At 63.6% G+C, this 21,914-nt stretch carries 23 protein-coding genes and 1 tRNA gene; 7 read left to right on the top strand and 17 right to left on the bottom strand.

Annotated elements, in window-relative coordinates; genetic code table 11:
* The first annotated feature begins 49 nt into the window (after positions 1-49).
* The 3 genes from C8N35_RS11515 (at position 50) to C8N35_RS11505 (ending at position 3,328) form a co-directional block, all read left to right on the top strand.
* On the top strand, positions 50-877 hold the full coding sequence (locus tag C8N35_RS11515; RefSeq protein ID WP_107989835.1) for an ABC transporter permease: 828 nt from the start codon (positions 50-52) through the stop codon (positions 875-877).
* Between the two features lie 149 nt (positions 878-1,026).
* Positions 1,027-2,037 carry an NAD-dependent epimerase gene (locus C8N35_RS11510; RefSeq protein ID WP_107989834.1) on the top strand — a complete coding sequence of 337 codons (1,011 nt, stop codon included), beginning with the start codon at positions 1,027-1,029 and terminating at the stop codon, positions 2,035-2,037.
* Positions 2,027-3,328, top strand: a complete 1,302-nt coding sequence (locus C8N35_RS11505; protein WP_107989833.1) for a nucleotide sugar dehydrogenase — start codon at positions 2,027-2,029, stop codon at positions 3,326-3,328. The genes C8N35_RS11510 and C8N35_RS11505 overlap by 11 nt, the downstream gene beginning before the upstream one ends.
* Before the next feature lie 9 nt (positions 3,329-3,337).
* Here the strand turns inward: C8N35_RS11505 and tgt are convergent, their stop codons facing one another.
* From tgt to coaD, 5 genes are all read right to left on the bottom strand, one after another.
* On the bottom strand, positions 3,338-4,486 hold the full coding sequence (gene tgt, locus C8N35_RS11500) for a tRNA guanosine(34) transglycosylase Tgt (protein WP_107989832.1): 1,149 nt from the start codon (positions 4,484-4,486) through the stop codon (positions 3,338-3,340).
* A complete protein-coding gene (gene queA, locus C8N35_RS11495; RefSeq protein ID WP_107989831.1) occupies positions 4,483-5,571 on the bottom strand; it encodes a tRNA preQ1(34) S-adenosylmethionine ribosyltransferase-isomerase QueA in 1,089 nt (362 codons plus the stop codon). The genes tgt and queA overlap by 4 nt, the downstream gene beginning before the upstream one ends.
* 170 nt (positions 5,572-5,741) lie before the next feature.
* The gene (locus C8N35_RS11490; protein WP_245926762.1) at positions 5,742-6,221 is read right to left on the bottom strand and encodes a peptidylprolyl isomerase; all 480 of its coding nucleotides are present in this window, start codon (positions 6,219-6,221) and stop codon (positions 5,742-5,744) included.
* Between the two features lie 48 nt (positions 6,222-6,269).
* Complete coding sequence (locus tag C8N35_RS11485; protein ID WP_107989983.1) at positions 6,270-6,767, bottom strand: peptidylprolyl isomerase; 498 nt, start codon at positions 6,765-6,767, stop codon at positions 6,270-6,272.
* A 95-nt stretch (positions 6,768-6,862) separates the two neighbouring features.
* Positions 6,863-7,363 (bottom strand): pantetheine-phosphate adenylyltransferase, encoded by a 501-nt coding sequence (gene coaD / locus C8N35_RS11480; RefSeq protein ID WP_107989829.1) that lies wholly within the window; start codon positions 7,361-7,363, stop codon positions 6,863-6,865.
* Between the two features lie 194 nt (positions 7,364-7,557).
* Between coaD and C8N35_RS11475 the strand changes: the two genes are divergently transcribed.
* Positions 7,558-7,854 (top strand): hypothetical protein, encoded by a 297-nt coding sequence (locus tag C8N35_RS11475; protein WP_107989828.1) that lies wholly within the window; start codon positions 7,558-7,560, stop codon positions 7,852-7,854.
* Positions 7,855-8,110: 256 nt separating this feature from the next.
* Here the strand turns inward: C8N35_RS11475 and C8N35_RS11470 are convergent, their stop codons facing one another.
* On the bottom strand, positions 8,111-8,695 hold the full coding sequence (locus C8N35_RS11470) for a cold-shock protein (protein WP_107989827.1): 585 nt from the start codon (positions 8,693-8,695) through the stop codon (positions 8,111-8,113).
* Between the two features lie 140 nt (positions 8,696-8,835).
* The gene (locus C8N35_RS11465) at positions 8,836-9,594 is read right to left on the bottom strand and encodes an SIR2 family NAD-dependent protein deacylase (protein ID WP_107989826.1); all 759 of its coding nucleotides are present in this window, start codon (positions 9,592-9,594) and stop codon (positions 8,836-8,838) included.
* Positions 9,595-9,706: 112 nt separating this feature from the next.
* On the opposite strand from C8N35_RS11465, the gene C8N35_RS11460 reads away from it, so the two are divergent.
* Positions 9,707-10,147: a VOC family protein gene (locus C8N35_RS11460; protein WP_107989825.1), complete on the top strand. Its 441-nt coding sequence runs from the start codon at positions 9,707-9,709 to the stop codon at positions 10,145-10,147.
* Between the two features lie 204 nt (positions 10,148-10,351).
* A tRNA-Glu gene (locus tag C8N35_RS11455) sits at positions 10,352-10,426 on the top strand.
* 317 nt (positions 10,427-10,743) lie between these two features.
* Here the strand turns inward: C8N35_RS11455 and ubiV are convergent.
* From ubiV to ubiT, 3 genes are read right to left on the bottom strand one after another with little or no spacing between them, the layout of a single operon-like run.
* The gene (gene ubiV / locus C8N35_RS11450; protein ID WP_107989982.1) at positions 10,744-11,658 is read right to left on the bottom strand and encodes a ubiquinone anaerobic biosynthesis protein UbiV; all 915 of its coding nucleotides are present in this window, start codon (positions 11,656-11,658) and stop codon (positions 10,744-10,746) included.
* Between the two features lie 5 nt (positions 11,659-11,663).
* Positions 11,664-12,647: a ubiquinone anaerobic biosynthesis protein UbiU gene (gene ubiU, locus C8N35_RS11445; protein WP_428977107.1), complete on the bottom strand. Its 984-nt coding sequence runs from the start codon at positions 12,645-12,647 to the stop codon at positions 11,664-11,666.
* Between the two features lie 6 nt (positions 12,648-12,653).
* Positions 12,654-13,193 carry a ubiquinone anaerobic biosynthesis accessory factor UbiT gene (ubiT, locus tag C8N35_RS11440; RefSeq protein ID WP_170122079.1) on the bottom strand — a complete coding sequence of 180 codons (540 nt, stop codon included), beginning with the start codon at positions 13,191-13,193 and terminating at the stop codon, positions 12,654-12,656.
* Positions 13,194-13,308: 115 nt separating this feature from the next.
* Here ubiT and C8N35_RS11435 point away from each other — a divergent pair, with 115 nt between their 5' ends.
* Positions 13,309-14,796 carry a UbiD family decarboxylase gene (locus C8N35_RS11435; protein ID WP_107989823.1) on the top strand — a complete coding sequence of 496 codons (1,488 nt, stop codon included), beginning with the start codon at positions 13,309-13,311 and terminating at the stop codon, positions 14,794-14,796.
* A gap of 197 nt (positions 14,797-14,993) precedes the next feature.
* On the opposite strand, the gene paaZ is transcribed toward C8N35_RS11435, so the two are convergent.
* From paaZ to C8N35_RS11400, 7 genes are all read right to left on the bottom strand, one after another.
* A complete protein-coding gene (gene paaZ / locus C8N35_RS11430) occupies positions 14,994-17,039 on the bottom strand; it encodes a phenylacetic acid degradation bifunctional protein PaaZ (RefSeq protein WP_107989822.1) in 2,046 nt (681 codons plus the stop codon).
* 1 nt (position 17,040) lies between these two features.
* Entirely contained in the window at positions 17,041-18,117 is a 1,077-nt protein-coding gene (locus C8N35_RS11425; protein WP_107989821.1) for a ferredoxin--NADP reductase, read from the bottom strand.
* Position 18,118: 1 nt separating this feature from the next.
* Positions 18,119-18,604, bottom strand: coding sequence for a 1,2-phenylacetyl-CoA epoxidase subunit PaaD (paaD, locus tag C8N35_RS11420; protein WP_107989820.1), 486 nt, complete (start codon positions 18,602-18,604; stop codon positions 18,119-18,121).
* 4 nt (positions 18,605-18,608) lie between these two features.
* Positions 18,609-19,361 carry a 1,2-phenylacetyl-CoA epoxidase subunit PaaC gene (gene paaC / locus C8N35_RS11415; RefSeq protein WP_210203491.1) on the bottom strand — a complete coding sequence of 251 codons (753 nt, stop codon included), beginning with the start codon at positions 19,359-19,361 and terminating at the stop codon, positions 18,609-18,611.
* Complete coding sequence (gene paaB / locus C8N35_RS11410; RefSeq protein WP_107989819.1) at positions 19,361-19,645, bottom strand: 1,2-phenylacetyl-CoA epoxidase subunit PaaB; 285 nt, start codon at positions 19,643-19,645, stop codon at positions 19,361-19,363. The genes paaC and paaB overlap by 1 nt, the downstream gene beginning before the upstream one ends.
* A 36-nt stretch (positions 19,646-19,681) precedes the next feature.
* Positions 19,682-20,656, bottom strand: coding sequence for a 1,2-phenylacetyl-CoA epoxidase subunit PaaA (gene paaA / locus C8N35_RS11405; RefSeq protein WP_107989818.1), 975 nt, complete (start codon positions 20,654-20,656; stop codon positions 19,682-19,684).
* Between the two features lie 309 nt (positions 20,657-20,965).
* Positions 20,966-21,817, bottom strand: a complete 852-nt coding sequence (locus C8N35_RS11400) for a PaaX family transcriptional regulator C-terminal domain-containing protein (protein WP_107989817.1) — start codon at positions 21,815-21,817, stop codon at positions 20,966-20,968.
* Between the last annotated feature and the right edge of the window lie 97 nt (positions 21,818-21,914).

Genomic DNA, 21,914 nt, shown 5'->3' with positions numbered 1-21,914 from the left:
AGGGTTTCCATTTCGCCGCGCGGCATGGTGTAGACTGAGGTCCGCCAGCATGGACCAGACCGGCTTTGCAAAATCGATCGAACGCACGGAACCGATGAACAATCTGGGCTCCCCCCTTCAGATCTTCATTCGCAACACCTCCTCAATGGTCTTGCGCGAAATGCGCTCAAAGTTTGGCGAACAGAAGCTCAGTTACGTCTGGGCGCTCGTCGAACCGCTCGGCTGGATCTTGATGATGTCCACCATCTTCCTGGCGATGGGGTCCCATGTGCCGCCGGTGGGCGACAGCTTCGTCATGTTCTTTTCGACGGGCCTTGTACCCTTCTCGGCTTTCAAGGACACGGGCAATGTCGTGCGCAATGCGGTCAAGCAGAACAAGCCGCTGCTGTTCTTCCCGATCATCAAGCCGATCGACGCCTTCGTCTCGCGCGCCGTTCTGGAAACACTGACGCAGATCACGGTTTTTGCGATCATCGTTGGTACCCACAGCTTCGTATACGGGTCGATACCGCGTGCGGACTGGATCAACGTGATCATCCCGTTCGCGCTATTGGCGATCATGGGTTTCAATGTGGGCATCCTGAACTGCGTTATCACGGCGCATTTTCATGCCTGGGAGCAGATCTGGGGCATCATTTCACGACCGCTGTTCATCTTGTCAGGGATTTTTTTCGTCGCAGATACGCTGCCTCCTGAAGCGCGATACGTCCTCTCCTGGAACCCGATGATGCATTGCATCGAATGGCTGCGCAGCGGCTTCTTTCCCGAATTTCACAGCACGGTGGTGGATGTCGGATATGTCCTGTCATTCACCTTCGGCGGTCTGTTCCTGGCTCTCGTGCTGGAGCGGGTCTTCCGCAACAAGATCCTCGAATAGTGAACCACGACGCCTCCATCGGACGTTGATTTTTCAACGAGTCTCGGGATAGGTCGGAGCCAACAGGAGTAGGGCTTGCCCGAGCGCGTTCATGCGCGAATGCAGGTTACTCCGATTTCTCTGCCTCGTGCGACGGGAGCTTCAAACGAATGGCGAGCGTACTGGTAACCGGTTCGGCCGGTTTCATTGGCTTTCACGTGGCAGAGAGACTGCTTTCGATGGGCGATAGCGTTATCGGCCTCGACAATCTCAACGGCTACTACGATCCGGCGCTGAAGGAAGCCCGGCTGGCGCGGCTCAAGGCCAGCGACAGGTTCATCGAGGAACGGATCTCGCTGGAAGAACGCGACAAGGTGTTCTCGATCTTCGAACGCCACAAGCCGGACCGCGTCATCCATCTCGCAGCACAGGCTGGCGTGCGCTATTCGTTGGAAGCGCCCCAGGCATATGTCGATTCAAACATAACCGGCTTTCTTTCGATCCTCGAGGCGGCCCGCGCCTTCAAGCCGGAGCATGTCGTCTTCGCCTCCACCTCTTCGGTCTACGGGCTCGATGGCGCCATGCCGCTGTCGGAGCATCGGGGCGGGAACCATCCGGTTTCCTTTTACGCGGCGACTAAGAAGGCCAACGAGGCGATGGCGCATTCCTACGCCCACCTCTTCCGGATTCCGGTGACCGGATTGCGCTTCTTCACCGTCTATGGCCCATGGGGCCGGCCGGACATGGCGCTTTTCAAGTTCACCAAGGCGATACTCGCTGGCGAGCCGGTCGACCTCTACAACAACGGCGACATGGTGCGGGACTTCACCTTCGTCGACGACATCGTCGAGGGCATCGTCCGCATTTCGCAAAAGCCGGCCGCGCCTTCGGAAAACTGGGATGCGGAAGCCCTGGATCCGGCCGTCAGCTCCGCCCCCTACCGCATCTTCAACATCGGCAATTCCCAGCCGATCCAGCTCATGGTCTACCTGGAAGCCATCGAGAAAGCCCTGGGCACGCCGGCCATCCGCAACTTCATGCCGATGCAGCCGGGAGATGTCGCTGCAACCTGGGCCGACACGAGCGATCTTCAGGTGGAAACCGGCTTCAAGCCCGCCACGCCCGTGGACGACGGCGTCAAGGCGTTCGTTGACTGGTATCGGAGCTATTATGAAGTCTGACCCACGCGCCTGGCGCCTTTCGGTCATTGGTCTCGGCTATGTCGGCCTGCCCGTTGCCGCAGCCTTTGCGAAAGCCGGCTTTTCGGTAACGGGGTTCGATATCGATCAATCCCGGATCGAGGAACTCAGATCAGGGAGAGACCGGACGGGATCAATCGATTGCAAGACGCTGGCCACCCCGAACCTGCATCTGTCGGCCGATCCGGAAAGCCTTGCCGATGTCGATATCCACATCGTCGCGGTGCCGACGCCGATCGACGGCGCCAAGCAGCCGGACCTCCGCCCGCTCGTTGCCGCCGCGCGCACGATTGCGCAACATATGAAGCGCGGGGCGCTTCTGGTCTTCGAATCGACCGTCTACCCGGGTGCTACCGAGGAAGTGATCGTCCCTGTCCTGGAAGCCGGCTCCGGGTTTGTCTTCGGCAAGGATTTCGAGGTCGGATACTCGCCCGAGCGCATCAATCCCGGCGATCCGGCCCGTGAATTCTCCACCATCGCCAAGGTGGTGTCTGGCAGCACCCCGGAGGTTGCGGCACGGCTTGCGGCTCTTTACGGCTCCGTGGTCACGGCACCGATCCATATCGCACCGTCGATCCGCGTCGCAGAGGCCGCCAAGGTGATCGAAAACACCCAGCGCGACCTCAATATCGCTCTCATGAACGAGCTTTCCGTCGTCTTTCACACGCTCGACATCGATACGCGCGACGTGCTGGAAGCCGCCGGCACCAAATGGAATTTCCTCAATTTCCAGCCCGGCCTTGTCGGCGGTCACTGCATCGGCGTCGATCCCTACTACCTCACCCACAAGGCATTGGCGATCGGTCACACACCGCAGGTCGTCCTCGCCGGACGCGGCATCAACGAGGACATGGCCCGCTTCGTCGCGACCAGCGTCGTTCAGGAGGCGGCAGCGCGGGGACGCTGTGGGCCACTCACGGTCACCGTGCTGGGCGTGACCTACAAGGCGAACGTGCCCGATACGCGCAATTCCAAGGTCGTCAATCTGGTGCGTGAACTGGAGAAATTCTCCGTGCACGTGCAGGTGATCGACCCGCTCGCAGATCCGGCACAGACGCATGCGGAATATGGTCTGAAACTGCTGCCCATGGATACGGTGAAACCGGCGGACGCGGTTATCCTCGCGGTACCGCACGACGCGTTCTCCGGACGCGCCCCTGACTGGGCGCTCGTTGCATCGTTCCTGAAGGATGGCGCCGGGGTCGTGGCGGACGTGCCAGCCATTCTGCCGCGCGAGAGCAAACCCGAGAATGTGACCCTGTGGCGCCTTTAGAGCCGCCGCCTATCCTAGCGCCGGCAGGTCGCCCTTCGCCCAGCCTTCCTTGACCTCGGCCTTGAAGTCGGCGAAGCGGCCCGCCTCGATCGCATCGCGGATGCCCTGCATCATGCTCTGGTAGTAGGCGAGGTTGTTCCAGGTGAGCAGCATACCGCCCAGCCCCTCGCCGGCACGTATCAGGTGATGCAGGTAGGCCCGCGAATAGGTGCGGGCCCCCGGACACGACGATTCCTCATCAAGCGGACGCGGATCGTCGGCGTGGCGGGCATTCTTCAGGTTGATCTTGCCGAACCGCGTGTAGGCGAGGCCGTGTCGGCCGGCGCGCGTCGGCATCACGCAGTCGAACATGTCCACCCCGCGCGCCACGGATTCGACGATGTCATCGGGCGTTCCAACCCCCATCAGGTAGCGCGGCTTCGTCGTCGGCAGCACCGGCGTCGTGATTTCGAGCATCCGCAGCATCACGTCCTGCGGCTCACCGACGGCCAGTCCGCCGATCGAATAGCCTTCGAACGGCATCTGCGAGAGCGCCTGGGCCGAGGCGACGCGCAGGTCGGCCACGTCGCCGCCCTGAACGATACCGTAAAGTCCCCGTCCCTTGCCCGGGCCCCCCATCTTCTCGAACTGCGCGCGCGAGCGCTCCGCCCAGCGCAGCGACAGCTGCATGGCGCGCTCTACTTCTTTGCGCTCGGCCGGCAATCGGAGACATTCATCGAGCTGCATCTGGATGTCGGAGCCCAGCAACCCCTGGATCTCGATGGAGCGCTCCGGCGTCATTTCGTGCCGGGAACCGTCGATATGGCTCTGGAACGTCACGCCCTTTTCGCTGAGCTTGCGTATCTGGGCAAGCGACATGACCTGAAACCCACCGCTGTCCGTGAGGATCGTGTGCTGCCAGTTCATGAAGGTGTGCAGCCCACCGAGCCGGGCGACGCGCTCGGCGGTCGGGCGCAGCATCAGATGATAGGTGTTGCCGAGCACCACATCGGCGCCGAGCTCCCTCACCTGCTCCGGGTACATCGCCTTGACGGTCGCCTGCGTGCCCACCGGCATGAAGGCGGGTGTGCGCACCAGTCCGTGCGGGGTCTTAACCTCACCGCGACGCGCCATGCCATCGGTGGCAAGCAGGGAGAAGGAAAAGGCCTCGGTGGTCATTGCGTATCCTGGGGAAAAAGCAGCGAGGAGTCGCCGTAGGAGTAGAAGCGGTAGCCGTTCGCGATCGCGTGCGCATAGGCGCGATGCATCGTCTCGAAGCCGGAGAAAGCCGAGACCAGCATGAACAACGTGGAGCGCGGCAGGTGGAAGTTGGTCATCAGGATGTCGACCGCGCGGAACCGATAGCCCGGCGTGATGAAGATATCGGTGGGGGCGTGGAAGGGATGGATGATCCCCGTCTCGTCGGCCGCACTTTCCAGAAGCCGCAGGCTGGTGGTGCCGACCGCCACGATGCGACCGCCGCGCGCGCGCACCGCGTTCAGCGTATCCGCCGTTTCCGCACTGACCTCGCAAAGCTCGGAGTGCATACGGTGGTCGGCGATGTCGTCGACCTTCACGGGCAGGAACGTGCCGGCGCCCACGTGAAGCGTCACGAAATGTTCCTCAACGCCATGCGCGCGCAGGCGCTGCAATAGATCGTCGGTGAAATGCAGGCCGCCTGTGGGCGCTGCCACCGCCCCCTCATGTCGCGCATAGACTGTCTGATAGTCCCTGCGGTCCTGCTCATCCTCGCCGCGTTTTGAGGCGATGTAGGGTGGCAGCGGTACATGCCCGGCCGTCGCGATCGCGATATCGAGATCGGGACCGGAGAGATCGAAGGCGAACTCGATCTCGCCGCCCTCCCCCTTCTCCGCCACGGTGGCGTCGAGCAGACCCGCCGAGCACATCGTGCCCTCATGGCTGCCAAAGCGCACCCGTTCGCCGACCAGCAGCTTCTTGGCTGGACGGACAAACGCGCGCCAACGGTCGGCGGCCACGCGCATGTGCAACGTCACGCCGACACGGGCGATGGCGCCGTCGCGCTCGCGCGTGCCTTCCAGCTGGGCCGGAATAACCTTGGTATCGTTGAAGACAAGCGCATCACCCGGCCGCAGGTGATTGACCAGGTTGGCGACGATGTCGTCGGAAAGCTCCCCCTCGCCCCCAGGATGGACGATCAGCTGGCGCGCGCTGTCGCGCGGACGCGCCGGCCTCAGTGCGATGCGGTCTTCGGGGAGCTCGAAATCGAAATCATCGACACGCATGTTTGCGCCTGGGTTGGAAATTGCGGGCTCGCACCATGGCAAAGCACCGGATCAGGGGCGCTGTCTTAGGCCGGGGGCGCAGACCGGTCAACATGCAGGCAACATGAAGGCGGCGGCGCAGGGATGCCCTGCGCCGCCGCCAGAAGCCTGTCCAGATGCATCGGCGCGGCTCAGGCCGCGTCGGCAGCAACCTTGACCGAGACGATGTTGTCGGGATCACGCACGGGCTCGCCGCGCTTGATCTGATCGACGATCTCCATGCCCTCGATGACCTTGCCCCAGACCGTGTACTGGCCGTTCAGCCAGACCGAGTCGGCAAAGCAGATGAAGAACTGGCTGTCGCCGGAATTGGGGTCTGCCGCGCGCGCCATGGAGACGGTGCCGCGCACATGCGGTTCCTTGGAGAATTCCGCTTTCAGCTTCTTGCCCGAGCCACCGGTGCCGGTGCCGTTCGGGCAACCCGTCTGGGCCATGAAACCATCGATCACGCGGTGGAAGACGATGCCGTCGTAAAAGCCATCGCGCACCAGCTCCTTGATGCGCTTGACGTGCTCGGGCGCCAGGTCGGGACGCATTTCGATAACGACGGGGCCCTTGGAGGTTTCCATGAGCAGCGTGTTTTCGGGATCCTTGATGTCGGCCAAAGCCATTTCCTCTCGTATTTCAGATATGCGGTTTACTGGGTTGCCGCGCCGGCCTTACTTCACGTCGGCGGCAACGCGCAAGCTGATGATCTTGTCAGGATTGGCCGGCGGCTCGCCGTGCGCGATCTTGTCGACATTTTTCATGCCCGAGACGACCTGCCCCCACACAGTGTACTTGCCATCCAGAAAATGGCCCGGTGCGAACATGATGAAGAACTGCGAGTTCGCGCTGTTGGGGTCGTTCGTGCGCGCCATTCCCACGGTTCCGCGCTCGAACGGCACCTTGGAGAATTCCGCCGGGATGTCGGGCAGATCCGAACCGCCGGCACCAGTGCCGGTGGGATCTCCCGTCTGGGCCATGAAGCCGTCGATCACGCGGTGGAAGATGATGCCGTCATAAAACTTGTCGCGCACCAGTTTCTTGATCTGGGCGACATGCTTGGGCGCGACGTCAGGCAGCATCTTGATGACCACCGGCCCGGACTTCAGCTGCAGGATCAGCGTATTCTCGGGGTCGGTATCCTGGGCGCGGACGACGCCGGTGAACGCCATCGCAAATGCGGCAGCGAAGAAAAGAGTGCGCAGCACGAATAAGTCTCCTCGAATTGAAAATGCGGCCGCGTTTCAAGCTCCGGCGGACGAGCGCATCATCCCGTTGCGCCCTTGCGGCCGAGTTCCCGGGCAACGCTTTCCGGCACGAAGGGCGATACGTCGCCGCCCATGCTGGCGATCTGGCGCACAAGCGTGGCGGCGATATGGCGGACACCCGGCGAGGCGGGCAAAAAAACGGTCAGGATGTCCGGCGCGATCGCACCGTTGGTTCCCGCCATCTGCATTTCGTAATCGAGATCGGTGCCATCGCGCAGGCCGCGGATGAGGATGGAGGCACCCTGCTCCCGCGCGGCCTCAACGACCAGATTGTCGAAGGCCACGACGTCTATGCGTCCCGCATTCTCGCCGAACCGTTCCGCAGCCACCTCGCGGATCATCGCGCGACGCTCTTCAAGCGTGAACATCGGCTTTTTGCCCGGATGAATGCCAATCGCGACAACGATCCGGTCCGCGAGGCCGAGCGCGTGACCGAGAATGTCGATATGGCCATTTGTGATCGGGTCGAAGGACCCCGGATAGAGCGCGGTACGTGTCATGGATCCTTCTCTACCGGCCTCTCCGCGGCGAGACAATGGGGGATATCGGCAATTTGGCGGATGCCGCAGACGTCGGGTTCACGCAAAGGACTTATTCATCCTCAACAGAGTTGCCGTTCTACAACATGCAAACTTTTTGTCACCTTCCGAAGCGGAATATGCTATGGTGTTGTTCTAATGCCAGGGAGGCGAAAATGAAGAGCAAGGCAGGGCGTCTGGCATTTGCCGTCGCCATCGGTGGCTCGGCTCTGACTTTCGCCGCGATCGGAAGCTTTTCAGGATCCGATAACGGCGTCGTCAAGAAGAGCGACCGCCTGAGAATGGAAATCACGGTTGCCTGCGGAACCGACGTCATCTCCGACGCCGGAGGCGGATGCGAGACCATAGCCAACCGCACCCCGTGGACGAAACCCGGTGAGTCTTACGAGACCACGGCCCTTCAAGACGGTGCGAACACGACCATTCTGGTCAAGCACCGGATTGAGCAGTGATCCGCCGCAAGCAGCTGCGGATTTCCTGACCCCAGCGGCGGCATGTTCCCCGGCATGCCGCCGTATCTTTGCGTGACTGCCATCTCTTTGCGTAGCTTTATCGCGGATAAGCGTTGACGGCGGCGCCGCGGCACTCGCCCCAGCCACGCAGATGACGAAGCCCCGGCAAAATGCGCGACATCCATCCGCCGCCCGAAAACCACACGCAATTTGGCGCAGGAGACAGACGGCAGGCGGAAGGCGGCAGAAATACCGTTCAGTGCGACTGGGGAATGTGGCTCGAGCCTTCCGGGCGAATTTCGGCGACCATCAGCCCCTTGGGGCCCTCGCCGAAGCGGACCATGACGGTCTGCCCGGGGCGCAGTTCTGCAATGCCGAAACGGCGCAAGGTTTCCATGTGAACGAAAATGTCGGGAGTCCCGTCTCCCCGCGTCAGGAAGCCGTAGCCCTTGACCCGGTTGAACCACTTCACCGTGGCCCGCTCGAAACCGCCAGACGGTGTGACCTGCACATGGGTGCGCGAAGGGGGAAGCTGCGACGGGTGAACGGCCGTCGACTCGTCCATGGAAAGAACACGGAAGGCCTGCAGTCCTTTCGGACGGCTCAGAACCTCACAAACAACCCGCGAGCCCTCATAGGCGGTCTGGAAACCATCGCGCCTGAGGCAGGTCACATGCAGGAGGACGTCCTCGCCGCCGTCATCGGGAATGATGAAGCCATATCCCTTGGCGACATCGAACCACTTGATGCTCCCGGCAACCTCAAGGACATCGACCGAAGAGTCTTCAATCTCCGATCCATCCTCAAATGGACGCAAGTCCGAAGCTAGCTTGGCCCCCATTTGGTCTCTGCCTCGTCTCAAACCACGATCAACAACAAGGTCGGCGCACCGATTCCCAGTTCAAAGGATAGCATTCAAGCTTCTAACCGCCAGCGCAAATCGTGAAAAAAACGCAAATTTCCGTTTGCTAATACGGCAATTTACGCAATATCCTCGAGAAATTCCCCTATATTCCCCCGCAAGACATATTCCGCTGCGTCATCGAGAGGTGTCGGGTCGCGATTGATTATCACAAGGTGAGCGCCCTGACGGCTGGCGATCAGCGGCAGGGAGGCCGCCGGCTGCACAGCGAGGGAAGAGCCCGCGACAACGAAGAGGTCGCATGTCTCGGCCAGATCCAGCGCCCGTTCCATCGCCTCTACAGGCATAGCCTGTCCGAAATTGATCACGGCCGACTTGACCAGTCCGCCACAGGAATCGCAGCGTGGAGACAATCCCGACCGCGCAATGATTGCGCGGACCTCATCAAGTTCGTGCCGGGCCCCGCAATTCAGGCAGGCACCGAAGGTGGCATTGCCATGCAGTTCGATCACGATTTCGCTCGGACAACCGGCACGCTGGTGCAACCCGTCGATATTTTGCGTGATGACAGCCGCGACCTTGCCCCGGCCAACAAGGGTCGCGATTGCATGATGGCCTGAGTTGGGGTCTGCGGCCGAGAACTGCTCGTTCATCTCGAAACGCCGGCGCCAGTCTTCCAAACGCGTTGATTCGTCGGAGACGAATTCATCGAACTCGATGGGATCCATGCGCGACCAGATTCCGCCCGGACTGCGAAAATCGGGGATGCCGGATTCGGTCGACATGCCCGCACCGGTGAAAACAACACAGTGTCGGCTTTGGTGGATCAACCGGGACAAGGTTTCCCGGCCGGCATTGATATCGGAGACGAGGGTCATATGTTGTGTTTCGATTTTCCGCTTCTCGAGGGTTGGCGCATTCATCATGCCCCGCCCGGCCCCGTGAGACCAGTCATTCGCCCTAAACTCCTCGAAATCAAGAGAAAACACCATGCGATATCTTCACACGATGGTCCGCATTTCCGACATTGACGAGGCCCTGAATTTCTATTGCAACAAATTCGGCCTGACGGAAGTCCGGCGCACCGAAAGCGAGGCCGGACGCTTCACTCTCATCTTCCTGGCGGCACCGGGCGACGAGGCGAGCGGCAAGGAGAAAGCGGCTCCGCTGCTGGAACTCACCTACAACTGGGATCCTGAAAGCTATACCGGCGGACGCAATTTCGGCCACCTCGCCTACGAGGTCGATAACATCTACGAGACATGCGAGAGGCTGCGCAGCAACGGCGTAACCATCAACCGTCCCCCGCGCGACGGGCGCATGGCGTTCATCCGCTCCTCCGACAACATCTCGATCGAACTGCTGCAGAAGGGCGATTCCCTGCCGCCACAGGAGCCCTGGGCGTCGATGGGCAATACCGGAGAGTGGTGAGCCGGAGGGGCGCCGCCGCTTTCGATATCCGCAATGCGCCCCGGACCGCGGGTTTCGGGGCGCAGAAACCGGTCGCGAACGCTCTCGAAAAGCGACGTCAATTCTCATTTGGAAAACATCATGGGGATTGTCGCTGACCCTCTTGCGGTGGCGGACAAACGCCACTATAAGCCGACCCACAAGCCGCTGATGCAGCGGCCGCGTGCGCCCATCGTCTAGCGGTTAGGACGCCGCCCTTTCACGGCGGAAACAGGGGTTCGATTCCCCTTGGGCGTACCACTCTCCCCCCGATTTGTCGAAGATCTGTCCTGGATGGCCTGCGCCATGCGCCGCCGCTGTGGGCTTGCCGCCTTGAGCGCCGCTGAGCGCTTGCTGCTTTGAGCGCTACACCAGCGCGACGCGCCCCGGATCTGCGGCTGCCATTGGTCGTTTCACGAAGTCAGCTCAGGTCACGAAGTCAGCTCAGGTGCGGCGCGCACTGCCGCGCGCCAGCCCTCGCGGGTTGGCCGGCGCGAGCTGGCCATCTCTCGCAAAGTGCCATGCGCGGTCGCAGGCGAGCGGCAGAATGGCAGAAAAGACGCGCGGATTGGCGCGCGTCAGGCCTGACCGGCGGCCAGGCAACCAGCAAGACCGCGCTCATACCCATCGACCAGTTCGCCTGGCAGATTGAGCCCACGCAGCCGGTTGAGCGCCTCGGCCGGTTCGATCCTGCCGTCGAGCAGAGATCGATACGTGTCCCCTGCCGCGACCATGTTCACCGTATGCGGCGACAGACGGAGACGGCGGACACCAGCCCGCGCGGCCTCCTCGGGCGCCGGGCAGAAGGCCTGAACACCGTGGGACAGCGTCTGGATACCGTTCGCCGCCAGGAACGGCTGGCCGTCCATCGTCTCCACATCAAGTCCGTCGGGATCCTGATCGCAGATGAAACGGCACGAATCCTTGTGCAGGCCATGCAGGCGGGCATGGTAGCAGCGGCCGGAGAGCGCCAGCGGCAGACGGCCGAATGCGAAGACCTCGAATTCGATATCCGGGCAGCTCTGCGCCATGCTCGTGAGCGAGGCCAGCGGCAGTTCGACAGGCACGCAGACCGTGCGCGCGCCGCGCGACGCCATCAGCCGCACAGTCCCCTCATTATAGACATTAACGAAGGGACCGACGACGAAGGGCTTCCCGCCCCGTTGCGACAGCGCCGTAACATCGTTGATCTCCACCAGACGGTCGTCATCCTCGCAAAGAGCGGCGATCGTCTTGCGTTCGCGCACCGTGGCGGGCAACGCCAGTGCGGAGACAACGACTTCTTTTCCCGCATCCTCCAGCATGGCGATGATATCCGGCCAGACAGGATCGGAAAACGGCATGCGCTTGCCGCAAACGACTTCGCCGACATGCACGCGGTCGAAGGCGGAGCGATCCGCGATCGTCGCGTAAAAGTCGCGCAGGCGCTCCGCGCTCCAGTTGAAGAGCACCGGTCCCAACGTCAGGCCGATATGGTTCTCAGGACGATCCATCGCGGTCATCTCCACTGTTTCCGGTATGCACCGGATGTCTGGCGCCCGCCTTCGACAAGCCCGGCAAGAAGCTGCTCGGCCTTCACCGGGTCTCCCCCGGCCTCGATCGCATCGACAACGGCACGGAAGGTCTTCACGACCTCCGCGACATAGCCCTTGCCGCGCTGGCGCCCCTCGATCTTGAGGGCGGTGACACCCGCATCCGCGAGTCGCCCGACCAGACCGGCGGCGTTGAGGCTCACCGGATCTTCAAAAAGATGGGTGGACTTGCCGCCCGCGACGAAACAGCCCTTGCACAGTGTCGGATAGCCGGCCGCCTCGTCCTTGCCGAAGCGGTCGATGGTGAAGCCGGCCAGCCTCACGGCAGTTCCGTCGGCCTCCTCGACATATTCAACGTGCTCGGGCGGCGAACAGACGCCCGACAGGTTCGGCGAGCGACCGGTCGCATAGGAGGAAAGCGAGCAACGGCCTTCCGTCATCGGGCACAGGCCACCGAAGACGAAGGCTTCCGTCTCGACGTCGATTTCCTTGTTGAGCTTGGCGATCTCTTCCACCGACAGCACGCGCGGCAGCACGACGCGTTTCACGTTGAAGGTGTCGGCGTAGAACCCGATCGCTTCCGGAGTGTTCGCCGCCGCCTGCACGGAAAGATGGAGCCGAAGGCCCGGATGATGGGTGGCGGCGTGATCGAGCACAGCCATGTCCGCCAGGATCACGGCATCGGCCTGCGCCTCTTCGGCTGCGGCCAGAGCCTTGCGCCAAGGTTCGAACGTGCCGGCCTTGGGGAAGGTATTGATCGCAACCAACACCTTGGCGCCATGGTCGTGGGCGTAGCGGACGCCCTTGGTCATTTCGGCCGGCGAAAAGTTGAGGCCCGGGAAGTTGCGCGCGTTGGTCTCATCGGCAAAGCCGCAATAGACAGCATGCGCGCCGGCATCGACGGCCGAGCGCAGGGCGGACGGTGTGCCGGCGGGGCAGACGAGTTCAATTGCCATTCAGAGTGCTCCGGGGGTCGCGTTTGCCGCAGGTTCGGCCATGCCCTGCAGGGCCTGGATCGCGCGCAGGATGGCGGCGTCGGCGAAGCGGCCGACACGACCGCTCACGCCCAGCAGATCGGAAGGCGCGAGTTCCGCTTCCTCAATGGCGTTTCTGAGCGCCAGCAGTGCATCGGTGCGGCCGCTCACCGAGATCACCCGGTTGAAGAACAGCGCATCGCCGTCGAGCGACCCATCAAGCAAGCCCAGAAGGCGCAGAAGCGGCCCTTCGATATGGACGTCGCCACGGGTTTCCGGCCGCACCACGCTCACCCTTCCCTGCCAGCGATGCGGCACAACGGAAAATGCGAAATCAAGATCGGTGGGGCGTACGACGAAGACACAGCGGGAATGAACCCCGAGGCGTTCGAACAGTTCCGGACGCCGGTCGGCGAGCGCGCGCAGCGCCCGCGTCAAAACCATCTCCAGCGGCCATGAAGGCAATGCTGCGGCGAGCAGGCGGGCTGGCCGGGGCAACTCAGGTGATTGATGTTCGAGCATGCGACTCTCCTGTCCCCCTTGCGATAAGGCGCGAGCGGGGCGGGTGTAAATGCGCCATCGCAAAGCGAAACCAAATCCGATAAGGCAAGGTTCGCTGGAACTGGAACCTCCCCGAATGTATCGACGTACTCTTCCGCCCTTTCCTGATCTACGTAGTTTTATCAGGTACCTTTCCGATCGTGGAGACGTCGCCACCATCGATGTGCCGGTCGATATGGCGCTCGAGGCGACCGAGATCCATCGGCGCGTGATCGCCGAGGGCGGCCCTGTGCTGCGCTTTGCCAAACCGGTGATTTCCGGCCGGTTCTCGAACGTCCCAGCCGTCGCAAACCTGTTCGGAACACGCACCCGTGTAGCTGCAGGCATGGGTACGGACGAAGCCGGGCTGACCGCGCTCGGCGAGATGATGGCGTGGATGCGCTCGCCCAAGCCGCCGACCTCGCTGGCCGAGGCGCGCAAGCTTCTTCCGGCCGCCCGGGCGGGGCTGAAATCGCGTCCGCGGATCGTGCGCGACACGGTGCCGCATGCGGACTTACCCCCCGATTTGAGCCTGCTGCCGGTGCAGACCTGCTGGCCCGGCGATGCCGGTCCACTGATCACCTGGGCCATCGTCGTCACCCGTCCGCCGGGACCGGACGACCCCGCCGGCTACAATCTCGGCATCTACCGGATGCAGGTGCTTGATGAGAAGCGCGCGATCATGCGCTGGCTCTCCATGCGCGGCGGTGCCGGTCACCACGCGCAATGGGCGAAGACCGGCGAGGACACACCGGCCGCCATCGTCATCGGCGCGGCGCCCGCGACGATCCTCGCCGCCGTCATGCCGGCGCCGGAAGGCATCAGCGAGCTGGCTCTTGCGGGTATTCTGGGCGGCCAGAGGCAACAGCTCGTTCCCTGCAAGACCATCCCGCTGCACGTGCCGGCCGGCGCCGAGATCGTGATCGAAGGCACGGTCTCGCACCGCGAAAGCGCGCTCGAAGGTCCGTTCGGCGATCACACCGGCTATTACAACGCGCCGGAGACCTACCCGGTCTTCACCGCCCGCCACATGAAGATGCGTGAGGACGCCATGTATCTCACCACCTTCACCGGCCGGGCGCCGGACGAGCCTGCGGTGATGGGCGACACCATGGCCGACATCTTCCTGCCGCTGCTGAAACAGCAGATCCCGGAGATCAAGAACCTCTGGCTGCCGCCGGAGGCCTGTTCCTACCGGATCGCCGTTCTCGCCATCGACAAGCGCTATCCGGGCCAGGCGCGCCGCGTGATGATGGGGCTCTGGTCCCTGCTGCCGCAGTTCACCATGACCAAGCTCCTGATCGTCGTGGACGAGGACATCGACATCCGCTCCTGGGACGATGTGATGTGGGCGGTGGCGACGCGGATGGATCCATCGCGCGATCTCATGACCATCGACCGCACGCCGATCGACCACCTCGATTTCGCCTCCGTGCTGGAGGGCCTCGGCGGCAAGCTCGGCATCGACGCGACGAAGAAGATCGGCAGCGAGACGAACCGCGAATGGGGCGAATTGCTGACGATGGACAAGGACGTCGCCAAGCGCGTGGAAGCGCGCTGGAGCGAGCTGTTTCCGGGGAAATAGCGGGTTCCGGGTTGCGGCGGAGAGAAACTGGCGGCCCATCCTTCGAGACAGCGCTTCGCGCTTCCTCAGGATGACGTTGTGTTTGTTGTTGGTTTCACAGAAATAACAACACGATAACGTCATCCTGAGGAGCGGTCGCAAGACCGCGTCTCGAAGGATGGGCCACAAGCCCCTCTGCCCACCTTTGCCTGTGCGGCTTAAGCCCGCGGCCAGGTCTTTGCGACCATGGTCAGCACGTCATATTGCGCGACCACCTCGCCGCCATCGCGGGTCACGGTGCAGTCCCAGCGGACCTCGCCGTAATCCTCGCTCTCGCGCTCGACGATCTGCTTCGCCGTCAGCTGCACCTGAAGGGCGTTGCCGGGATAGACCGGGGCCATGAAGCGCAGGTTGTCGACGCCGTAGTTGGCAAGCACCGGCCCCTCGTCCGGCTGGACGAACAGACCCGCCGCAAACGACACGATCAGATAGCCATGCGCCACGCGGCCGTCGAAGAACGGGTTCCGCTTCGCCGCCTCCTCGTCCATGTGGGCGTAGAACGTATCGCCGGTGAACTTCGCGAAATGCTCGATATCCTCCAGCGTCACGACGCGGCTGCCGGTCACGATGGTATCGCCGATCTCAAGCTCGGCAAGCGACTTGCGGAAGGGGTGCGGGCCATCGGTGTTTCGCGCGGCTCCCGGCATCCATTTCCCCGCAATCGCGGTGATCAGGTCCGGCGTGCCCTGAAGGGCGGTGCGCTGCATGAAATGGAAGACGGAGCGAACGCCGCCCAGTTCCTCGCCGCCGCCCGCCCGGCCCGGGCCGCCATGGACGAGTTGCGGCAGCGGGGAGCCGTGGCCGGTCGAGGTTTTCGCAGATGCCCGGTTGCCGAGCATCACGCGGCCGTGCAGCCGGGCAATGCCGAGACCGAGCGTGCGCGCGTTTTCCGCATCATTGGTGAAGATCGAAGCGACCAGCGAGCCCGAACCGCGGTTGGCGATCGCAATCGCGTCCTCCAGGCTTTCATACGGCATCAGCGTGCAGACGGGGCCGAAGGCCTCCACCTCGTGCGGAACGGAGGCGGTCAGCGGGTCCTTGCAGACCAGCACGCACGGCGCCATGAAGGCTCCGCCTTCGACAGGGCACGTCTCAGGATCGCCGATCACGATATCGGCCTCGCCGGAAAGCGTACGCACGGCGGCGCGCACATCGGCAAGCTGATCCATCGAGGCGAGCGGCCCCATCCGGGTCTCCTTGTCCGACGGGTCGCCGATCGTGGTCTTTTCGATGCGCGCGCCCAGCCCTTCGATGACGGCATCCAGATGCTCGGCCGGCAAGATGGCGCGGCGGATAGCGGTACACTTCTGCCCCGCCTTCGCGGTCATCTCGCGATGGACTTCCTTGATGTAGAGATCAAATTCCTCCGTTCCGGGCACCGCGTCGGGCGCGAGGATGGAGGCATTGAGGCTGTCGGCCTCCGCCGTGAAGCGCACCGAATTCTCGATGATCGCGGGCGTGCGGCGCAGCTTCCTGGCGGTCGCGGCCGAACCGGTGAAGGTGACCACGTCCTGACACGTGACATGGTCGAGCAGGTCGCCGGTGGAGCCGCAGATGAGCTGCAGCGCGCCTTCGGGCAGAACGCCCATCTCCAGAATGCGGCGCACGACGCGTTCGGTGAGATAGGCCGTCTGGCTCGCCGGCTTGACGATCGCCGGCATGCCCGCAAGCCACGTGGGCGCAAGCTTTTCCAGCATGCCCCAGACGGGGAAGTTGAACGCGTTGATGTGGATCGCCACGCCTTGCATCGCCGTGAAGACGTGCTGGCCGATGAAGCTGCCGTCCTTCGACAGGATCTCCGGCTTGCCGTCGGGAATGACGTGGCCGTTGGGCAATTCGCGGCGACCGAGCGAGGCGTAGGACAGCAACGTGCCGATGCCACCCTCGATATCGACCCAACCGTCGGACCGCGTGGCGCCCGTGGCATAGGAAAGCTCGTAGAACTCCTCCTTCAGCTCCAGAAGCTTCAGGCCGATTTCCTTCATCATCAGCGCGCGCTGATGAATGCGCAGGGCGCGCAGGGCGGGCGAGCCCACCTCCCGGCCGTATCGAAGCGCGGCCTGCATGTCGATGCCACTGGTGCCAAGGCGGGCGACGGGCCTGCCGGTCGCCGCATCGTGAACAAGGCTCCCTTCGCCAGCGCCCTCCTGCCAGCGGCCTGCGAGATAACTCCCAAGCCGTACCGGCTCGCTGCGTTCGAGCATGTCAGTGTCCTTCGTATTCGATCGTGATTTCGTCGCTCACCGGATAGGACTGGCAGGTCAGCACGACGCCGCGCTCCACCTCGTAGTCCTCCAGTGCGAAGTTCTGCGCCATTTCCACCTCGCCCGACTTCACCCGCGCCATGCAGGTGGAGCAGACGCCGTTGCAGCACGAATGCGGCGCGTCGATATCGTGCTCGCGCGCGGCTTCCAGCACCGACTGGCCCTTGCGCGGCATCTGGAACGTGTGCGGGTTGCCGTCGATGATGATGGTCGCCTTGACCATGTCGCCGGCCGCGCGCGCGGCCGCAGCATCCGCCTTCATCTTCGCCCGGCCCGGCTGGGCGGCGCCGAAGAGCTCGAACTTGATCCGCTCCTTCGCCATCCCCGCTTCCTCAAGCGCGGCGGAGACCTCCTCCCGCATGCCTTGCGGGCCGCAGATGAAGGCGAGATCGGCATTTTCGGGCTGCACCCAGGGGCCGAACAGCGCCTTGCACTTGTCCTTGTCGATGCGGCCGGAGAAAAGCTCGATCTCCTGCGCCTCGCCGGAAAAGACATGGATGACGTTGAGCCGGTTGAGGTAGCGATCCTTGAGGTCGGCTAGTTCGCGGCGGAACATGATCTGGGCCACCGAGCGATTGCCGTAGACCAGCGTGAACTCGGCATTCGCGTCGCCTTCCAGCACCGACTTGACGATGGAAAGGATCGGCGTGATGCCGGAGCCTGCGGCAAAGCCCAGATACCGGTGCGCCTTCGTGCCGGCGGGAACCCCGAAGCGGCCTTGCGGCGGCATCGCCTCCAGCGTGTCGCCGACATGAAGCTCGGACTTGGCAAACGACGAGAACGCGCCGCCGCCCACCCGCTTGATGCCCACCTTGAGGACGCCCTCGCCGGTGCCGGCGCAGATCGAATAGCTGCGGCGCAGCTCCTCGCCCTCGAAATCCTTCTTGAAGGTCAGGTACTGGCCGGGCGTGAAGGCGAAGCGCTCGGCATCGGCCGCGCGCGGCGCCAGCGTGAGGACGACCGCGTCACGGGTGTCGTGGGCGATGTCGGTGACGGTCAGGGGATAGAAATCGCTCATCTCAGATCGCCTTGAAGTAATCGAAGGGCTCCATGCAGGAGCGGCAGCGGAACTGCGCCTTGCAGGGCGTGGAACCGCGCGGGCTGATGTTTTCGGTGTCCTCGGAACCGCAATGCGGGCACGTGACGTTCTGGGCCTTCAGCATTCCCGCGCAATTGGCGGCCGCCATCGCCGGCGGCGCGATGCCGAAGGCGCGCAGCTTCTCCCTGCCCTCCCGGCTGATCCAGTCGGTGGTCCAGGCGGGGGAAAGCTGCTGCCGGATTTCCACCTTCTGCGCACCGCGCTTCAAAAGCTCGGTCTCGATGTCGAGCGCGATGATCGAGGTCGCGGGACAGCCGGAATAGGTCGGCGTCACCGTCACCACCAGCTTGTCGTCGTCGTAGCCGACGGCGCGGATGATGCCGAGGTCGGCGAGCGAGATCACCGGGATTTCGGGGTCCGGGATTTCGCCGAGCCAGGTCCACACGGTGTCGAGGGAGGCTTGCATGGGCCTACCAGCTCACACCGGGGTAGGTCCGCTGGAGATACTGCATCTCCGCGAGGATGAACCCCATGTGCTCCGTGTGAATGCCGTTGCGCCCGCCGGTGCGGGTGAGACCGGTGTGCGGGACGGTGAGCGTGGCAGCGGCGAAAGTTGCGGCCGTCTCGGCATTGAACGCCTCGATGACGGGGGCGGGATCGGGAATGACACCCCTGGCGGTCAGGTCGTCGTCGATCTCGTCACTCGCCAGCAGATCGGCCGTGAACGGCCAAAGCTCGTCGAGCGCGCCTTGCATCCGGGCCCGGCTTTCGTCGGTGCCGTCGCCAAGTCCGATGACGAGATCGCGCGAGCGATCGATGTGGTAGCGCACTTCCTTGATGACCTTGGCCGAAACCGCCCGCACGCGCTCGTCGGAGGATTGCGTCAACCCGTCGAGCATCGGCAGGTGCCAGGCGTCGAACAGATACTGCCGCATCAGTGCGTGCGCGAAATCGACATTGGGCTGTTCGACCAGCTGGCAGTTGGTGAACTGCCGTTCGGTGCGCAGGAACGCCAAATCGTCGGCGGAGCGGCCCTTGCCTTCCGCCTCACCGCCAAGCTTCAGCCAGAGCTGGGTCTGGCCGATCAGGTCGAGGCCCATGTTGGCAAACGCGATGTCCTCTTCCAGCGCCGGCGCATGGCCGCACCATTCGCCCGTGCGCTGGGCGAGAATGAGCGCGTTGTCGCCCATCCTGAGGCAAAAGGTGACGAACGGATCCATCATCACATCGCCCCCACTTCCTTGGGGATCTCGAAGAAGGTCGGGTGACGGTAGATCTTGCTTTCCGACGGCTCGAACAGCTGCCCGGCCTCTTCCGGCGAGGAGGCGGTGATCTCGACTGAGGGCACCACCCAGATGCTGAGCCCCTCATTGCGGCGCGTGTAGACGTCGCGGGCATTGCGGATCGCCATTTCGGCGTCGGGCGCATGCAGGCTGCCGACATGGCGATGCGACAGGCCGTGCTGGCCGCGAATGAAGACTTCCCACAGGGGCCATTCAGTGCTCATCGATACTCTCCCAGATATCCGGCGCCGTTGTCCGGCCTATTCCGCGGCGACCTTGGCTGCGCGCTTCTTTTCCGCATGGGCCATCAGCCCGTCGCGGAACCAAGCGCCGTCGTCCCAGGCCTTGCGGCGGGCCTCCAGACGTTCCTTGTTGCAGGGGCCGTTGCCCTTGACGACGTTGAAGAATTCGTTCCAGTCGGGCTCGCCGAAGTCGTAGCCGCCCTTGTCCTCGTTCCACTTCAGCTCGGGGTCGGGAACCTTCAGGCCCAGCCAGTCGGCCTGCGGCACGGTCTGGTCGACGAATTTCTGGCGCAGGTCGTCGTTGGTCGCCTGCTTGATGCCCCAACGCATCGACTGCGCGGTGTGGACGGAATCCTTGTCCGACGGCCCGAACATCATCAGCGACGGCCACCACCAGCGGTTCATCGCGTCCTGGGCCATCTCCTTCTGCTCGTCGCTGCCCTGGCAGAGCACGCGCAGAATGTCGAAGCCCTGACGCTGGTGGAAGGATTCTTCCTTGCAGATGCGGATCATGGCGCGCGAATAGGGCCCGTAGGAGCAGCGCTGCAGCTGAACCTGGTTCATGATCGCGGCGCCATCCACCAGCCAGCCAATGGCGCCGATATCGGCCCAGCTCAGCGTCGGATAGTTGAAGATCGAGGAGTATTTCGACTTGCCGGCGAGCAGCTGCTCGGTCATCTCGTCGCGCGAGACGCCGAGCGTCTCGGCCGCGCAATAGAGATAGAGCCCGTGGCCCGCCTCGTCCTGCACCTTGGCGAGCAGGATCGCCTTGCGCTCCAGCGTCGGTGCGCGGGTGATCCAGTTGCCCTCGGGCAGCTGGCCGACGACCTCGGAGTGGGCATGCTGGCCGATCTGGCGGACGAGCGTCTTGCGGTAGCCCTCGGGCATCCAGTCCTTGGGCTCGATCTTGATCCCGTCGTCTATCCGCTTCTGGAACGCTTGTTCTTCCGGCGTCCCGCCGGCCTTCTCGGTTTCCACAAGCTGCGCGTACATGGCCTCAACTCCTCGCCTGAATGCCTTGACCGAGATCGGTGTGTCGACTGCCCGCACGAGGCGGCTGTGTCGGTTCGGTCTGGAGGAATTCGGTCGGAGAACAACGGCCGGAACGCCGCTCCATCGCAAAGGACGGCATCGGCCCGGTTCCGTTTGCGCGCCGTCACGCCTCCTTCGCGACGGCCGCCTTTCTCCCATGCGCTGATTTGACACTCTTTACATCACATTTCAAGGAGTAAATCCAAAAAAGTGTGACATATTTATGGTCAGATCATTCCTCCCTTTTCCGTTCGCGGTTGCGGCAAGTCCCTAGCTGTACGAAAGATCCGCGATCCGGCGGGCGATGCGCGTCGGGTCGGCGGTCAGCGGCCCATCGCGGTCGACGAAGGTCTCCGCGATCGCGGCATCGGCCGCCGGCGACAGCTCCAGATAGAGCTGCGCGAACAGGCCGCGCGCTTCCGGCCCCTTCCAGTCCTGCGGCAGCATCGGCACCGGCAGCATCGGATCAGCGAGCGCGATCTGGCGGAACGTGTGGACCAGCAGGAGCCGCAGCCCCAGCGCATCGCGCGGCGCGCAGCGGATCCCCTTGAGCGGCGCGAACCCGGCCACGAAGTGATCGACCCGTTCCGCAAGCTCCTCCATGTGCCAGGCACCGCGCGCGACCTCGGTGAGATCGTCCTCGGTGGTGGCCAGGAAATGCGGCGCGCCCAGCGGCGGCAGCGGTTCGCCGCGATCCGGCAGGATCGCCAGATGCGGCAGCGCCATGCCGAAACGAAGCCTCGTCAGCCGGGAGACCAGCGCCTCGCGTTCCGCCCCGTGCGGCAGCAGGACCAGATGCCAGCCCTTCAGCCGCGCCACATTGGGTCGCCGGTAGATCAGCCGTGCCGCACGGGTGAACTCGTCGCTGGCACGCTCCGTCAACCGGTAGTAGCTCTTGCGCCCTTCCTTCTCGCCCTCGATCTGGCCGGCGGCAACAAGCCGCGAGACCGCCGTACGCACCCGGCTTTCGCCGATGCCCACGACCTTGCACGCCTCGATGATGTTGCCCATCCAGACCTCGCCGCCGCGCGGTGCAACCACATCGCCGTAAAGCGTGACGATGAAAGCCCCCGCGCGAACGGGGAAGCTTTCGAGGATCTGGTCGATGAGCGCGGTGGACATTGAAAACTCCGGGAGTGGCGAAGAGCCCCTTTTAGCCAGCGTATCTGCGCCACTCAATCCGAAGTCACGCGCCATCCGGCGCTCGGGCCGAAGTCGC

Source organism: Breoghania corrubedonensis, assembly GCF_003053845.1.
In the GTDB taxonomy this organism is placed as follows: Bacteria; Pseudomonadota; Alphaproteobacteria; order Rhizobiales; family Stappiaceae; genus Breoghania; species Breoghania corrubedonensis.
This window is presented reverse-complemented; position numbering and strand designations above follow the sequence as displayed.

Excerpts from the sequence above, each read along its gene's own strand:
- C8N35_RS11510 (WP_107989834.1), top strand. The coding sequence starts at position 1,027 with ATGGCGAGCGTACTGGTAACCGGTTCGGCCGGTTTCATTGGCTTTCAC.
- coaD (WP_107989829.1), bottom strand. The coding sequence starts at position 7,363 with ATGACACGTACCGCGCTCTATCCGGGGTCCTTCGACCCGATCACAAAT.
- paaC (WP_210203491.1), bottom strand. The coding sequence starts at position 19,361 with ATGATGGATCCGTTCGTCACCTTTTGCCTCAGGATGGGCGACAACGCG.
- C8N35_RS11515 (WP_107989835.1), top strand. The coding sequence starts at position 50 with ATGGACCAGACCGGCTTTGCAAAATCGATCGAACGCACGGAACCGATG.
- C8N35_RS11460 (WP_107989825.1), top strand. The coding sequence starts at position 9,707 with ATGCGATATCTTCACACGATGGTCCGCATTTCCGACATTGACGAGGCC.
- C8N35_RS11470 (WP_107989827.1), bottom strand. The coding sequence starts at position 8,695 with ATGGGGGCCAAGCTAGCTTCGGACTTGCGTCCATTTGAGGATGGATCG.
- C8N35_RS11485 (WP_107989983.1), bottom strand. The coding sequence starts at position 6,767 with ATGGCGTTCACCGGCGTCGTCCGCGCCCAGGATACCGACCCCGAGAAT.
- paaZ (WP_107989822.1), bottom strand. The coding sequence starts at position 17,039 with ATGCTCGAACGCAGCGAGCCGGTACGGCTTGGGAGTTATCTCGCAGGC.
- paaB (WP_107989819.1), bottom strand. The coding sequence starts at position 19,645 with ATGAGCACTGAATGGCCCCTGTGGGAAGTCTTCATTCGCGGCCAGCAC.
- C8N35_RS11505 (WP_107989833.1), top strand. The coding sequence starts at position 2,027 with ATGAAGTCTGACCCACGCGCCTGGCGCCTTTCGGTCATTGGTCTCGGC.
- ubiV (WP_107989982.1), bottom strand. The coding sequence starts at position 11,658 with ATGGATCGTCCTGAGAACCATATCGGCCTGACGTTGGGACCGGTGCTC.
- queA (WP_107989831.1), bottom strand. The coding sequence starts at position 5,571 with ATGCGTGTCGATGATTTCGATTTCGAGCTCCCCGAAGACCGCATCGCA.
- paaD (WP_107989820.1), bottom strand. The coding sequence starts at position 18,604 with ATGCAAGCCTCCCTCGACACCGTGTGGACCTGGCTCGGCGAAATCCCG.
- C8N35_RS11490 (WP_245926762.1), bottom strand. The coding sequence starts at position 6,221 with ATGGCTTTGGCCGACATCAAGGATCCCGAAAACACGCTGCTCATGGAA.
- C8N35_RS11400 (WP_107989817.1), bottom strand. The coding sequence starts at position 21,817 with ATGTCCACCGCGCTCATCGACCAGATCCTCGAAAGCTTCCCCGTTCGC.
- tgt (WP_107989832.1), bottom strand. The coding sequence starts at position 4,486 with ATGACCACCGAGGCCTTTTCCTTCTCCCTGCTTGCCACCGATGGCATG.
- C8N35_RS11425 (WP_107989821.1), bottom strand. The coding sequence starts at position 18,117 with ATGAGCGATTTCTATCCCCTGACCGTCACCGACATCGCCCACGACACC.
- C8N35_RS11435 (WP_107989823.1), top strand. The coding sequence starts at position 13,309 with ATGTATCGACGTACTCTTCCGCCCTTTCCTGATCTACGTAGTTTTATC.
- C8N35_RS11465 (WP_107989826.1), bottom strand. The coding sequence starts at position 9,594 with ATGACCCTCGTCTCCGATATCAATGCCGGCCGGGAAACCTTGTCCCGG.
- C8N35_RS11475 (WP_107989828.1), top strand. The coding sequence starts at position 7,558 with ATGAAGAGCAAGGCAGGGCGTCTGGCATTTGCCGTCGCCATCGGTGGC.
- paaA (WP_107989818.1), bottom strand. The coding sequence starts at position 20,656 with ATGTACGCGCAGCTTGTGGAAACCGAGAAGGCCGGCGGGACGCCGGAA.
- ubiT (WP_170122079.1), bottom strand. The coding sequence starts at position 13,193 with ATGCTCGAACATCAATCACCTGAGTTGCCCCGGCCAGCCCGCCTGCTC.